The sequence below is a fragment of the Pseudomonas sp. ICMP 460 genome, assembly GCF_002723595.1.
GTDB lineage: Bacteria > Pseudomonadota > Gammaproteobacteria > Pseudomonadales > Pseudomonadaceae > Aquipseudomonas > Aquipseudomonas kitaguniensis.
Genome location: NZ_LKBR01000029.1, coordinates 1 through 12,870, shown reverse-complemented (window position 1 = coordinate 12,870; position 12,870 = coordinate 1). Strand labels below are relative to the sequence as shown.

The 12,870-nt window shown below is 60.1% G+C and carries 14 protein-coding genes; 11 read left to right on the top strand and 3 right to left on the bottom strand.

Annotated elements, in window-relative coordinates; translation table 11 throughout:
- The first annotated feature begins 175 nt into the window (after positions 1–175).
- The 3 genes from AO240_RS29040 to AO240_RS29030 all read left to right on the top strand — a co-directional run bounded on the left by AO240_RS29040 (position 176) and on the right by AO240_RS29030 (position 1,469).
- The gene (locus AO240_RS29040) at positions 176–484 is read left to right on the top strand and encodes a transposase (RefSeq protein ID WP_256586000.1); all 309 of its coding nucleotides are present in this window, start codon (positions 176–178) and stop codon (positions 482–484) included.
- Between the two features lie 140 nt (positions 485–624).
- Complete coding sequence (locus AO240_RS29035; protein WP_256585999.1) at positions 625–972, top strand: IS3 family transposase; 348 nt, start codon at positions 625–627, stop codon at positions 970–972.
- A complete protein-coding gene (locus AO240_RS29030) occupies positions 972–1,469 on the top strand; it encodes an IS3 family transposase (protein ID WP_256585998.1) in 498 nt (165 codons plus the stop codon). The genes AO240_RS29035 and AO240_RS29030 overlap by 1 nt, the downstream gene beginning before the upstream one ends.
- A 702-nt stretch (positions 1,470–2,171) precedes the next feature.
- On the opposite strand, the gene AO240_RS19020 is transcribed toward AO240_RS29030, so the two are convergent.
- Positions 2,172–3,221: a LacI family DNA-binding transcriptional regulator gene (locus AO240_RS19020; protein WP_099238310.1), complete on the bottom strand. Its 1,050-nt coding sequence runs from the start codon at positions 3,219–3,221 to the stop codon at positions 2,172–2,174.
- A gap of 162 nt (positions 3,222–3,383) precedes the next feature.
- On the opposite strand from AO240_RS19020, the gene AO240_RS19015 reads away from it, so the two are divergent.
- Genes AO240_RS19015 through AO240_RS19000 form a run of 4 tightly spaced genes read left to right on the top strand, consistent with a single transcriptional unit; the run spans position 3,384 to position 6,854 of the window.
- On the top strand, positions 3,384–4,478 hold the full coding sequence (locus tag AO240_RS19015) for a fatty acid desaturase family protein (protein ID WP_099238308.1): 1,095 nt from the start codon (positions 3,384–3,386) through the stop codon (positions 4,476–4,478).
- Positions 4,479–4,505: 27 nt separating this feature from the next.
- Positions 4,506–4,826, top strand: a complete 321-nt coding sequence (locus AO240_RS19010; protein ID WP_099238306.1) for a MocE family 2Fe-2S type ferredoxin — start codon at positions 4,506–4,508, stop codon at positions 4,824–4,826.
- A gap of 2 nt (positions 4,827–4,828) precedes the next feature.
- Entirely contained in the window at positions 4,829–6,028 is a 1,200-nt protein-coding gene (locus AO240_RS19005) for an NAD(P)/FAD-dependent oxidoreductase (protein WP_099238304.1), read from the top strand.
- Position 6,029: 1 nt separating this feature from the next.
- Positions 6,030–6,854 (top strand): sugar phosphate isomerase/epimerase, encoded by an 825-nt coding sequence (locus AO240_RS19000; RefSeq protein ID WP_099238302.1) that lies wholly within the window; start codon positions 6,030–6,032, stop codon positions 6,852–6,854.
- Positions 6,855–6,858: 4 nt separating this feature from the next.
- Here the strand turns inward: AO240_RS19000 and AO240_RS18995 are convergent, their stop codons facing one another.
- Entirely contained in the window at positions 6,859–7,728 is an 870-nt protein-coding gene (locus tag AO240_RS18995) for an undecaprenyl-diphosphate phosphatase (RefSeq protein ID WP_099238300.1), read from the bottom strand.
- A gap of 190 nt (positions 7,729–7,918) precedes the next feature.
- On the opposite strand from AO240_RS18995, the gene AO240_RS18990 reads away from it, so the two are divergent.
- A complete protein-coding gene (locus AO240_RS18990) occupies positions 7,919–8,425 on the top strand; it encodes a GNAT family N-acetyltransferase (RefSeq protein ID WP_099238368.1) in 507 nt (168 codons plus the stop codon).
- On the opposite strand, the gene AO240_RS18985 is transcribed toward AO240_RS18990, so the two are convergent.
- Positions 8,403–9,347, bottom strand: coding sequence for a GlxA family transcriptional regulator (locus tag AO240_RS18985; protein ID WP_099238298.1), 945 nt, complete (start codon positions 9,345–9,347; stop codon positions 8,403–8,405). The two genes, AO240_RS18990 and AO240_RS18985, sit on opposite strands and share 23 nt — an antisense overlap.
- A gap of 172 nt (positions 9,348–9,519) precedes the next feature.
- On the opposite strand from AO240_RS18985, the gene AO240_RS18980 reads away from it, so the two are divergent.
- The 3 genes from AO240_RS18980 to AO240_RS18970 all read left to right on the top strand — a co-directional run bounded on the left by AO240_RS18980 (position 9,520) and on the right by AO240_RS18970 (position 12,028).
- On the top strand, positions 9,520–10,149 hold the full coding sequence (locus AO240_RS18980; RefSeq protein WP_099238296.1) for a TetR/AcrR family transcriptional regulator: 630 nt from the start codon (positions 9,520–9,522) through the stop codon (positions 10,147–10,149).
- Positions 10,146–10,823, top strand: coding sequence for a type 1 glutamine amidotransferase domain-containing protein (locus tag AO240_RS18975; RefSeq protein WP_099238294.1), 678 nt, complete (start codon positions 10,146–10,148; stop codon positions 10,821–10,823). Before AO240_RS18980 ends, AO240_RS18975 begins: the two co-directional genes overlap by 4 nt.
- Positions 10,824–10,903: 80 nt before the next feature.
- Positions 10,904–12,028, top strand: a complete 1,125-nt coding sequence (locus tag AO240_RS18970; protein WP_099238292.1) for an alkene reductase — start codon at positions 10,904–10,906, stop codon at positions 12,026–12,028.
- Positions 12,029–12,870 lie beyond the last annotated feature (842 nt).

Genomic DNA, 12,870 nt, shown 5'->3' with positions numbered 1-12,870 from the left:
CAGGGCAAATGTGGGAGGGGGCTTGAACTGGCCTAATGATCCCGGACACCTCTTAAGGGCGATATGATTCGCCCAATCAGGAGGTTCCATGCAAGAACGAAAGACCTACTTGAACTGGCCTAATGATCCCGGACACCTCTTAAGGGCGATATGATTCGCCCAATCAGGAGGTTCCATGCAAGAACGAAAGACCTACACCCGCGAGTTCAAGCAACGTGCTGCAAGCATGGTTCTTGATGATAACTGCTCAGTTACTGACGTCTGTGCATCGATGGACGTTGGCCCTACGGCTCTGCGCCGCTGGATTGATCAGGTTCGCAAAGAGCGTCAGAAAGGGCAGCCAATGGCAGGTACCAAGGCCATCAGCGATGAACAGCGAGAGATTCAACAGCTGCGAGCCAAGGTCAAGCGCCTGGAGACCGAGGCTGAAATCTTAAAAAAGGCTACGGCTCTCTTGATGTCGGATCCCGATCGTTTTTCCTGATCGAGGAGCTGAGAGAGTCGAGCTCATATCCGACCCGCCTGCTTTGTAGTGCGCTTGGTGTTTCCCGCAGCGCGTTTTATGAGTGGCTTAAGCGTCGCTCAGCGCCGAATACCAAGCGTGACGCGCTCAGAGTAAAAGTCGTGCAACTGCATGACGAAAGCCGGGGAAGTGCAGGCGCGCGGATGATCTCTCAGCACTTGAAGGCCCAGCAGATCAAAGTGGGACGGCATCTGGCCGGAAAACTCATGGCGGAGGCAAATCTGGCCAGCAGGCAGCGCCGCCGCCATCAATATCGCTCTAGAGGCGTCGAAGCATTTGTGGCCAAGAACCTGCTCGAGCGTAATTTCGAGCCAACCGCAATCAATCAGGTCTGGTGCGGCGACGTTACCAGCCTGATGGTTGGTAAACGCTGGTATCACTTGGCAGCGGTCATTGATCTGTTCGCCCGCCGAATCGTTGGCTGGGCGTTTTCTCTGATTCCAGCCTGATGGTTGGTAAACGCTGGTATCACTTGGCAGCGGTCATTGATCTGTTCGCCCGCCGAATCGTTGGCTGGGCGTTTTCTCTGATCAATGACGCCACCCTGGTTAGCAGGGCGCTGAGAATGGCGGTGGAGGTTCGAGGCAAACATGCAGGCTTGATGTTTCATTCGGATCAAGGCTGCCAATACACCAGCCAGCTCTTTCAGTCCGAACTGCTGGAGCATGGGATAACGCAAAGCATGAGCCGCAGAGGGCAGTGCTGGGACAACGCGCCAACAGAACGTTTCTTCGGGACGCTCAAATCAGAGTGGGTGCCCACCAAGGGCTACACGACAGTTGAAGATGCGAGGCAGGATATGACCAACTTCTTCATGCGATACAACCGAATCAGGCTCCACAGCTACAACAACTATCTGTCGCCAATAGCCATGGAGCAAAAAGCGGCATCATGCGATACAACCGAATCAGGCTCCACAGCTACAACAACTATCTGTCGCCAATAGCCATGGAGCAAAAAGCGGCATAAACACCGTAATCGGTGTCCGGGATTACTTGACCAGTTCAGCTTGCTCCCGATAGCAGTTTTACAGTTGATACATGAGTTGACTGACCCGCCGCCATCGGGAGCAAGCCCCCTCCCACAGTTTTGTGGGAGGGGGCTTGCTCCCGATAGCAGTTTTACAGTTGATACATGAGTTGACTGACCCGCCGCCATCGGGAGCAAGCCCCCTCCCACAGTTTGACCTCATTCGGCTTAGATGATCGTTCCCACGCTCTGCGTGGTAAGGCCGCTCCGGACGCTCTGCGTCCTGAGTGGTTGAAGCAGATCAAAGGCGGATTTGCATACACAGCAGATCTGCTTTTTTTGCTCTCTGTGGGAGGGGGCTTGCTCCCGATAGCAGTTTCACAGTTGATACATGAATTGACTGACCCACCGCCATCGCGAGCAAGTCCCCTCCCACAGTTTGACCTCATTCGGCTTAGATGATCGTTCCCACGCTCTGCGTGGTAATGCCGCTCCGGACGCTCTGCGTCCTGAGTGGTTGAAGCAGATCAAAGGCGGATTTGCATACACAGCAGATCTGCTTTTTTTGCTCTCTGTGGGAGGGGGCTTGCTCCCGATAGCAGTTTTACAATTGATACATGAGTTGACTGACCCGCCGCCATCGGGAGCAAGCCCGCTCCCACAGTTTGATTGGCCGCCATCAGTCAGGCATGTTCTCTGACGTCACGATCAGCGGCGGGATATGCACCCGATGCCGTACCGGGTCGAAGCCTTCTGCGCTTTGCAATTGCACCAGTAATTCCACCAGCGCGGTCGCCGTCGGGCGTGGCTGTGAGTCCATCACCACATCGATCAGGCCCTGGCGCAGCGCCTGACGTGACAGCTCGGTGGACTCCTGCAAAATGCAGCACAGCGCCGGGCGCTTGGGCAATTGCGCGAGGGCACTGATCACGCCGTCGCCGCCGCCGCCCACCACGCATACGCCGCGCAGGTCGGGGTGGCGGGTGAGCAGGTCGAGGGTGGCTTCTTCGGTAATGTCGCAGTTGTCCAGGTTGATCAGCGGGTCCAGCGGTTTTAGCCCCGGCGCGTGTTCCGCGAGGTAGCTGTGCAGGCCTTCGACACGCGCCTGATGGCCAAGAAACCGATGACCGCCGAGCAAGATTCCGACGCTGCCTTTGCGGGCGCCACAGGTGCGTGCCAGCAGCCAGCCCATGGTGCGCCCGACCACATGATTGTCCTGGCCCACGTAGGGCTCGGCGGCTTGCTCATGGATAGCCGAGAGCAGGGCGACCACCGGCACACCGGCTTCGCGGATTTGCGCGAGGGTGGCGTTGATCAGCGGGTGGGCAAAGCTGACCACGGCGAGCGCATCGCACTGCACCGCCAGTTGTTCTATCTGAGCGACGATGGCGCTGGGGCTGCGGTCAACGATGTACTCGAACTGGCAGGTCAGGTTGGCCGTGGCGTGGTGGTGCGCCGCCTCGCTGATCGACTGCGCAAGGTTGGCGTAGAACGCCTGGGCGGTGCCCAGCAGCAGAATGCCGAAGCGGTAAGTCGGGCGGCGTTCGCGAATGCGCTGGCCGATCAGCCGCGCAGCAAAGTAGCCCACGGCTTCGGCGGCCTGGAACACCTGTTCAGCGGTGCCTGGGTTGACCGGTGCGCGCGCGTTGAGCACCCGGTCGACGGTGGCCACACTGAGGCCCGCGTGGGCGGCGACGGTGGCGATGGTTGGGCGTTTATGGTTGTGCATGACAGGCCCCTTATGCGTCTTGATAGAAAACCATCAAGCTGCTCTTGGCCTGGATGATAGCTTGATAGGGAATGGATTCAAGGCCTTGAGGCCGATTTAGCCGCGCTCTATCTTTTGCTTCGCACAGCCTCTGAAACCACACGCTTGCGGAGAACAATAAGAATGCCTGAACACACCGCTCATCCCACCCGTCGCGACTACAGCCTCACCGGCCCGGAAGCCGCTCGCGCGGCTCAAAAAGGCCTGGTCTCGGCCAGTTGGTACCAGTCGCCGATCTCGCGTAAACGCATGAAAGAACTGATGCAGCGCCGTGACGCCCCGGCGCTGCTCGACACCGCGCTCTGGGTGCTGGCGTTGCTGGCGAGCGGCTTCGGCGGCTACTTGTTCTGGGGCACATGGGCCTGTGTGCCGTTTTTTGTCGCCTATGGCGTGCTGTATGGCACCGCCTCTAACCCGCGCTGGCATGAAACCGGCCATGGCACCGCGTTCAAGACCCGCTGGATGAATGACGCGCTGTATCAAGTGGCGAGTTTTATGTGCCTCTTCGAGCCGCATGTGTGGCGCTGGAGCCACGCCCGACACCATACCGACACCATCGTGGTCGGGCGTGACCCGGAGATCGTCGAGCCGCGCCCGCCGAGCCTGCTGATGATGGGCCTGAGCCTGTTCAATTTGCCGCTGGCGTGGAAGACCTTCAGTGGCGTGGCGCGCCATTCGATCGGCAAGATGAGTGCTCAGGAGCAGGACTTTATCCCTGAGTCGGAGTGGCCCAAGGTGTTTCGCGCAGCGCGTATCTGGGTCGCGATTTACGCCGTTGTCATCGGCACGGCGTTGTACCTGCACAGTGGGTTGCCGCTGATGCTGGTGGGCCTGCCGAGTCTTTACGGTGCCTGGCTCGGCTACCTGTTCGGCCTCACCCAGCACGTCGGTTTGGCCGAGGATGTGCTCGACCACCGCAGCAATTGCCGCACGATCTACATGAATCGCGTGCTGCGCTTTATCTACATGAACATGAACTACCACCTTGAGCACCACATGTACCCGATGGTGCCGTACCACGCCCTCGCGCAACTGCACCAGGAGATCCGCGACGACTGCCCGCCGCCTTACGCGAATATCGTTGAGGCCTTTAAGGAAATCATCCCGACGCTCTGGAAGCAGCGCAGCGACCCTGCGTATTTCGTGCAGCGCCCGTTACGCCCGCGCCCTGAACCGGCCGCAGACGCCGTTGTGCAGGCAGACGCCTGCGCGCGCTGATACCTCCCAATTACAAGAGAAAACGCCATGAACGATCAATGGATCGATGTCTGCGCCGTGGGCGAAATAGACGAAGAAGATGTGTTGCGCTTCGACCACGGGCCGCACACCTACGCGGTTTACCGTTCCGCCGATAATCAGTTTTTTGCCACCGATGGCCTGTGCAGCCACGAGAAAATTCACCTCGCCGACGGCCTGGTGATGGACCACATCATCGAGTGCCCCAAGCACAACGGGCGCTTCGACTACCGCACCGGCCAGGCGATGGGCGCGCCGGTGTGCATCAACCTCAAGACTTACCCGGTTCGGGTCGAAGCGGGGCGGGTGCTGCTCGCTGTCACGGCGTGATGATGAACAACCCGCTGATTATCGTCGGCGCCGGCCATGCCGGTGGCCGCGCAGCACTGACCCTGCGCGAAGAGGGCTACACCGGGCGCGTGATCCTGATCGGCGATGAGCCGCACTTGCCCTACGAGCGACCGCCGCTGTCCAAGGGCGTGTTGCAGGGCAACATGGACCTGGCAGGCTGCAGCCTGCTCGACAGCGTTCGGCTTGCCGAGTTGGGCATCGAGCATATAGCGGGTAACCCGATGACCCGGTTGCAGCCGCACGAGCATCGCCTGCAATTGGCTGATGGCCAGTGGCTGCCGTATGCCGGCTTGTTGCTGGCCACCGGTGGCAGGGCGCGGCGTTTGCCCGCCAACCTGGCGCACGTGCTGTACCTGCGCACCCATGATGACGCGGTGGCCTTGCGCAGCGCATTACGCCCCGGCGCACGGCTGGTGATTATCGGTGGCGGGTTTATCGGCCTGGAAGTCGCAGCCAGCGCCCGAGCCTTGGGCTGCGCAGTGACGGTGCTAGAAGCCGGGCCGAGGTTGGCGGGCAGAGTGCTGCCGCCGGTGATTTCGCAGGCGCTGCTCGACCTGCATCGCCAGCACGCCGTGGACGTGCGTTTGAACGTGGTGGTAGAGGCCATTCACACCGACGCCGTGCAGTTAACCGGCGGCGAGCACGTGCCGTGCGACTGGGTGGTGGTCGGCATCGGCATGCAACCGAATATCGAATTGGCCGTGGCGGCTGGGCTCGAAACTGGGCAGGGCATTCGTGTCGACGCGCAGTTGCGCACCAGCGCGCCGGATGTGTACGCGGCGGGCGACGTCTGCGAGTTCAGCGTGGGCGGGGTTTATCAGCGTCAGGAAACCTGGCGCAACGCTGAAGCTCAGGGTCGGCATGCCGCGCTGAATTTGCTCGGGCGTGAACTGGCGTTCGAGGCGGTTCCGGGGTTCTGGTCCGATCAGTACGACTGGGGCTTGCAGACGGTGGGCGCGATCACCGCGCTGAGCGTCAGCCGGCCATTGCCTGGCGCTGGCCTGCTGCTGTTCTACCTCGCCCCCGACAGCCGCTTGCAAGGCGCCTGCGGCTGGGCGCCGGGCAACAGCGTGGCCAAGGAGATCAAACTCTGCGAACGCCTGATCAGCGCAGGCACCGTGCTCAACGAGGCCAACCTGGCCGACCCCGACCTGTCCCTTAAACAGTTGCTGCGAGGCTGATATGCGCCAATTTGTGGTATTCCAATCCCTCTGGGCCATGCAAACCGAGCCCGGCCCGCTTGAGGCGCAGCTTGACCGAATTGTCGCCGCAGGCTTTGACGGCGTCACCGATCATTACTGGAAAACCGCCGACGTGCAGCGCCTGCACGCCGCCGCCAGCGCCAGGGGTTTGCAGATCGAAGGCCAGGTGTTCCCGCAGTCGGTGGACGACCTCGCCGCCGCGCTGGAGGTGATCAGCCGCTATGGCTGCCATCACCTTACCCTGCAAGCTGATGTGCGCCCGCGCACGCAGGCCGAGGCGGTGCGGCTGATCGAAGGCTGGCAGCGCCTGGCCGAGCAGGTGGATTTCCCGATTCTGCTGGAAACCCACCGCTATCGCCTCACCAGCGACTTGCTGTTCACCCTCGACCTGCTGGCGCAGATGCCCGACCTCAAACTGCTGGCCGACTTGTCCCACTACGTGGTCGGCCGCGAGTTGCCCGAGCCCGGCGCCTCGGAAGACGACGAGCAGATCCGCACGATCCTGCGGCATAGCTGGGGTTTGCACGGTCGCGTGGCCAGCAGCGAGCAGGTGCAGGTCTCGCTGGACTTCCCTCAGCACCAGGCTTGGGTGCAGCGTTTCACCGACTGGTGGCGCTACGCTATCGAAGACTGGCTGCGCCGCCCTGACGCCTCGCACAGCCTGTCCTTCACCTGCGAATTAGGCCCGCCGCCGTATGCGATCACTGATGCGCAGGGGCATGAGATCAGTGATCGCTGGGCGCAGGCGTTGAAGATGAAAAGCTTGATTCGCAAGGTCTGGGACGATTGTTGTGCAGCACGCTAGCTGCCTATAAAAAGCCGGTGCTGACCGCCACAATCAAAAACACCCCGAGCAACGCGCGATAGATCACAAACGGCCAGGTAGAGAACCGCTCCAAAAACCGCATCAGCCCCCAAATCGCGAAGAACGCCGACACGCTGGCGACCACCAGGCCGAAGAGCAAGTGCGGCCAGGCATGGGCGGGCAGGTCGGCGTGCAGCAGCACCCACAGCTCTTTCAAGCCGGCGAGGGCAATCGCCGGCAGGCCGAGCAGGAACGAGAAGCGCGCCGCTTCTTCACGCTTGAAGTTCAAAAACAGTGCTGCGGTCAGTGTGGAGCCGGACCGCGAGACACCGGGAATCAGCGCGCCGATCTGTGCAATACCCACTATCAGCGCATCGCGCAGGCGCATTTGGCTCACGTCACGGGTGTGCCGCGCGCGCAGCTCGGCGGCGGCCAGCAGCACCGCCATGACCACGCATGAAATGCCGATCACCATCAGGCCGCGCAACGGCGAATTACAGCTGTTCAAGGTCGACGACAGCGCCAGGCCCGCGATACAAATCGGGATAGTCGCCAGCACAATCGCCACCGCCAGCTTGAACCATTGGTTGTCGTAATCACCTTGGCGCACGGCGCCGATGCTGCCGCTGACCACTTGGCGCACATCACGCCAGAAGTAACTGACCACCGCCGCGAGTGCCGCCAACTGCATGGCAGCCGAAAACGCCGAACCCGGGTCTTGCCAGCCGAGCAGGGCAGGCACCACACGCATGTGCGCGGTGGACGACACCGGTAATAGTTCGGTAATGCCCTGGATCACGCCCAGGATGAAGATCTGCAGGTAGTCCAGGGAAGCAAAGCCCACATCCAGGCCGGCGGAACAGACGTTTGTCACAGTGCATGTCCTTGAAATAAAGAGTCTTTGAAAAACGCAATGGGCGAAGTTTATTCTAAATGTTTCAATATTTTGGACATGGCCGGACAAATCCGCAATCGGTTCAGCAAACAGAAAGGTTATGCAATGTATTGGCCTGCGCGGGCATTTTGTGAACAATGGCGCCTTGCCTGTTTTGACCGAGAGCCCAATGCCTGAAACCACCGTCGAATTGATCCAGACCGGCCCCGAAGCGTCTGAGCTGATCCGTAATCTTTACCAGTACTACGCCTATGAATCGTCGGACTGGGAACAGGAAGACGTAGAGGCCGATGGCCGCTTTTATATCCATGACGAGCACCTGACGCGCTACTGGCAGGACCCGCAATGGAGCGCCAACCTGCTGCTGGTAGATGGCTCTATCGCCGGCTTCCTGCTGATTGAAGGCAGTGAATTACCCGGCATCGATGCGCTGGAGCTGGCCGACCTGTTCATCCTCAAGCGCTATCGCCGCAAGGGCATTGGCCGTGCCATCGCCACGCAGGTGTTGAGCAGTGGCCAGAGCCATTGGCTGGTGCGTTTTTTTGACCAGGATGAAGTGTCGCAGGCGTTCTGGAGCGCAGTGCTGGACGACTTGCCATGCTCGGTGCAGTCCATCGAGCTGGAGGATGACCCGCAATTGGTGAATTACTTGATTACGCGGGCGGCGCTGCATTAAACGCCTGCTGCATCGCTTGGGGTGGCTGCCCGAATGCGCGCAAAAACGCCTGGCGCATGCGCTCGCGATCACCAAACCCGCTTTCGCGGGCCACCACTTCAACCGGGTGCCGGCTGGTTTCCATCAGCGCCCGCGCCGCTTCGACGCGCAGCGCTTCGATGGCCTTGGCCGGGGTCTGCCCGGTTTCTTCACGAAACACCCGGCTGAATTGGCGCGGGCTGAGCCGGGCCACTTCCGCCAGGGCTTCTACAGACAAGTCGTGGGTCAGGTTCTCGCGGGCATAGGCCAGCGCCAGTTGCACGCGGTCGGATTTGGGGTCCAGCTCCAACAACGCCGATAATTGCGACTGTTCACTGCCTCGGCGTTGCGCGATCACCAGCTTGCGCGCGATACGCCGCGCCAGGTCGCTGCCCAAGTCGGCCTCGACCATCGCCAATGCCAGGTCGACCCCGGCGCTCATGCCGGCCCCCGTCCACACTTGCCCGTCGACCACGAACAGCTTGTCTTCTTCCAACTGGATACGCGGGTAGCGCTTGCGGAACGCCGGGGCGTGAATCCAGTGAGTGGTGGTGCGTTTGCCCTCAAGCAAACCGGCTTCGGCCAACACGAAGATGCCCATGCACAGCGAGGCCACACGTCGCGATTGCGCGGAGGCGGCCTTGACCAGTTCGAGCAGGTTGGCTTCCGGCAAGCGAAATTCCAGGTAGCCGCTGACGATCAGCGTGTCATAACCCTGCGCGCGGATCGGCGAGGTATTCACGGAAAAGCCCTGCGAGGTCATGACGGCGCCGCCGCTCTCCGACACCAGGTGAAATTCATAGGCCGGCTCGCCGCGCAGCAGGTTTGCGCACTCGAACACCGAGCCAAGGCTGAGGCTCAACGATTGGAAGTTCGGGTAAACCATCAGCGCAACGCTGTGCATCGTTATTCTCCAGGGGCACGGGAGCGCAGATTGTCGGCGGCTGCCGCGTAAACGGCAACTGACTTTGCGTGATGTCCGAAATCCTTGCGGATATGACATTGTTGAAGTTTTTCTCGACGCCTAAGATTCCCTCAACGAGCTAGACGACTGGTCTAATCGGTGGGGAGGAAGCATGAACAACGAATCCAAAAGTGCACGCCAGACGATCCTGGACACGGCGCAATTAATTGTTAGCCGTAAGGGGTTTTCGGCGGTGGGGTTGAACGAAATACTTCAAGCCGCCGACGTGCCAAAAGGTTCGTTTTATCACTACTTCAACTCCAAAGATGCATTCGGTGTTGTATTGCTCGATACCTATTTCGACAACTATGTGCAGGGCATGGAGCAACTGTTCAAGCAGCCCGAACTGTCCGGGTCCGCCAAGTTACTGCGCTATTGGCGCTCCTGGATCGATAACCAGACCGGCTGCACCGACGCGGGCAAATGCCTTGCCGTCAAATTGGGTGCCGAGGTGTCAGACCTCTCAGAGCCCATGCGTTTGGCCCTGCAGCGCGGCACCGCACGCACCATTGCGTTACTCGCCGAGGCCCTGCAGCACGGGCTCGAAGACGGCTCGCTGACGATTGAGCAAGACCCGCAACACCTGGCCGAACGCCTGTATGCGTTATGGTTGGGGACCAGCGTCATGAGCAAGATCACCCGAACACCCGCGCCTTTTGAAGAGGCGTTACAGCTGACCCGACACTTGTTGGGTTGCCCTGAAAACACTGACATTCACATCGATCGAGGCACTGGAAAATGAAAGTATTAATGGTACTGACCTCTCACGACCAGCTTGGCGATACCGGCAAAAAAACCGGCTTCTGGCTTGAAGAATTTGCTGCACCCTATTATGTGTTCAAGGACGCCGGCGCTGAACTGGTGCTGGCATCCCCGGCAGGCGGCCAGCCTCCGCTGGACCCGGTGAGTGATGCGCCAGACGCGCAAACCGAGCAAACCCGGCGTTTCGCCGCTGACCCGGCGGCGCAGCAAGCCCTGGCCAGCACCGTCAAGCTGGACACGGTCAACGCCGACGATTTTGACACTGTATTTTACCCAGGCGGTCATGGGCCGCTGTGGGACCTGGCGGAGTCGAGCACGTCGATCTCGCTGATCGAGTCTTTCGAGCGCGCCGGCAAGCCCATCGGTTTTGTCTGCCATGCCCCCGGCGCACTGCGTCACGTCAAGGCTGTGAATGGCGAGCCGCTGGTCAAGGGCCGTCGCGTCACCGGTTTTTCGAACAGCGAAGAAGCGGCCGTGGGCCTGACTGATGTGGTGCCGTTTTTGATTGAAGATGATTTCAAGGCACTCGGCGGCCATTATGAAAAGGGCGCTGATTGGCAGTCCTTTGTACTTGAAGATGGTTTGCTGATCACCGGGCAAAACCCTGCCAGTTCCAGCGATGTCGCCAAGGCGCTGCTGAAACTCACCGCTTAACGTTAATTAATCGCTGTATTGATTGGCGGCTCGCAAGAGCCGCCAATGCTTTAGTGCGCCCTGAAGATGGAATGTTTCACATGAATAACAGCAGTTTAAATACCCCGGTCAAACTGGGCCATCACACCTTGAATAACCGCGTGGTGCTGCCGCCGCTTACGCGTCAACGCAGCGCGCAACCGGGTGATATTGCCACCGACGTGATGGCCGAGTATTACCGCCAGCGTGCCACCGCGGGTTTCATGGTCAGCGAAGGCACGCAGATCGAGCCGCGTGGCCAGGGTTACGCATGGACGCCAGGTATTTACACTCCGGCGCAAATTGACGGCTGGCGCAAAGTCACCGACGCAGTGCATGCCGAGGGCGGGGTGATTTTTGCCCAACTGTGGCATGTCGGGCGTGTGTCGCATAACGCGTTGCAGCCTGACGGCGCCGCACCCGTCGCGCCGTCTGCGATTGCCGCTGAGCAAGCCAAAGCGTTTATCGAAACCGGGCCTGGCGTGGGTGAACTCAAGCAGCCGCCCGTACCCCGCGCATTGAGTGCGCTGGAGATCGAAGAACTGGTGGGGCTTTACGCCCAAGCGGCACGCAATGCGTTGGACGCAGGCTTTGATGGCGTCGAAATTCACGCGGCCAACGGCTACCTGGTTAACCAGTTTATCTCGGCCCATGCCAACCAGCGTGACGATGAATACGGTGGGTCGTTGCACAACCGCCTGCGTTTTCTGCGCGAGATCGTCGAAGCGGTCACCGCCGTGGTCGGCCCTGAACGCCTCGGCGTGCGTTTTTCACCGCTGTTCAGCGGCACTGACGAAGACCGGGTGTATATCGGCCTGGTGGAAGAAGACCCGCACCACACGTATATCGAAGCGATCAAAGTGCTGGAAGCGTCGGGCATCGCCTACGTGTCTATCGCCGAAGCCGACTGGGACAACGCGCCGGTGCTGCCCGATACCTTCCGTGAAGCCGTGCGCAGCACCTTCAGCGGGCGGATTATCTACGCTGGCCGTTACACCGCTGAGCGCGGCGCGATACTGGTCGCGGCGGGGCTGGCGGATTTGATAGCGTTCGGCCGCCCGTTTATTGCCAACCCGGATTTGCCGCAGCGGATTTTTAACGGCTGGCCGTTGAATCCCCTGAACGCGGAAGGTTTGTACGGCGGCTCGGAACGTGGCTATACCGATTACCCGATTTACGCCGAATAAGGCGTGGGTGGTGGGTCTTTTGTGGGAGGCCCCACTGGATCTTTGATGTAGCGCTGTCGCGCATCGGGCTGGTTCGGGGTGTTCTTCAGGTTGCGTACATATCCGGTATTGGGGTTATGGCTTATATCGGTTTCGCTCTTACAGCGAGTCACTTTTGATAGAGCGCAAAAGTAACCAAAACGCTCTCGCCCCACCACTCGGCACCTCGCTTAGGCTCGGTGTGCCCGCCCGCAGGCTTGAATCCGTGGGCCGCCGCGATGGGCCATCCTTGGCCCAGCGCGGCTAACCCGGCGTCCTGCCGGGTTACCCACGGATTCAAGCCTGCGTGCGGCCATCGTGGTTTAACGGGGCGCTTCTCAGATCAAGAGCAAGAGCACGGCGGCCTGAAAGCCGACCTGAGTGGTTGAAGCAGATCAGAAGCGGATCAAGGGCGGGTTTTGCATACACAGCAGATCTGCTTTTTTTGCTTTTTGTGGGAGGGGGCTTGCTCCCGATAGCAGTTTTACAGTTGATACATGAATTGACTGACCCACCGCCATCGGGAGCAAGCCCCCTCCCACAGTTTGACCTCATTCGGCTTAGATGATCGTTCCCACGCTCTGCGTGGTAATGCCGCTCCGGACGCTCTGCGGCCTGATTGGTTGAAGCAGATCAAGGGCGGCTTTGCATACACAGCAGATTTGCTTTTTTTGCTTTTTGTGGGAGGGGGCTTGCTCCCGATAGCAGTTTTACAGTTGATACATCAATTGACTGACCCACCGCCATCGGGAGCAAGCCCCCTCCCACAGTTTGACCGAGTTCGGCTTAGATGATCGTTCCCACGCTCTGCGTGGTAATGCCGC

Bases quoted from the DNA above. Each gene is read 5' to 3' on its own strand.
- AO240_RS29040 (WP_256586000.1), top strand. From the start codon at position 176: ATGCAAGAACGAAAGACCTACACCCGCGAGTTCAAGCAACGTGCTGCA.
- AO240_RS29030 (WP_256585998.1), top strand. From the start codon at position 972: ATGGTTGGTAAACGCTGGTATCACTTGGCAGCGGTCATTGATCTGTTC.
- AO240_RS19020 (WP_099238310.1), bottom strand. From the start codon at position 3,221: ATGCACAACCATAAACGCCCAACCATCGCCACCGTCGCCGCCCACGCG.
- AO240_RS19015 (WP_099238308.1), top strand. From the start codon at position 3,384: ATGCCTGAACACACCGCTCATCCCACCCGTCGCGACTACAGCCTCACC.
- AO240_RS19010 (WP_099238306.1), top strand. From the start codon at position 4,506: ATGAACGATCAATGGATCGATGTCTGCGCCGTGGGCGAAATAGACGAA.
- AO240_RS19005 (WP_099238304.1), top strand. From the start codon at position 4,829: ATGAACAACCCGCTGATTATCGTCGGCGCCGGCCATGCCGGTGGCCGC.
- AO240_RS19000 (WP_099238302.1), top strand. From the start codon at position 6,030: ATGCGCCAATTTGTGGTATTCCAATCCCTCTGGGCCATGCAAACCGAG.
- AO240_RS18990 (WP_099238368.1), top strand. From the start codon at position 7,919: ATGCCTGAAACCACCGTCGAATTGATCCAGACCGGCCCCGAAGCGTCT.
- AO240_RS18985 (WP_099238298.1), bottom strand. From the start codon at position 9,347: ATGCACAGCGTTGCGCTGATGGTTTACCCGAACTTCCAATCGTTGAGC.
- AO240_RS18980 (WP_099238296.1), top strand. From the start codon at position 9,520: ATGAACAACGAATCCAAAAGTGCACGCCAGACGATCCTGGACACGGCG.
- AO240_RS18975 (WP_099238294.1), top strand. From the start codon at position 10,146: ATGAAAGTATTAATGGTACTGACCTCTCACGACCAGCTTGGCGATACC.
- AO240_RS18970 (WP_099238292.1), top strand. From the start codon at position 10,904: ATGAATAACAGCAGTTTAAATACCCCGGTCAAACTGGGCCATCACACC.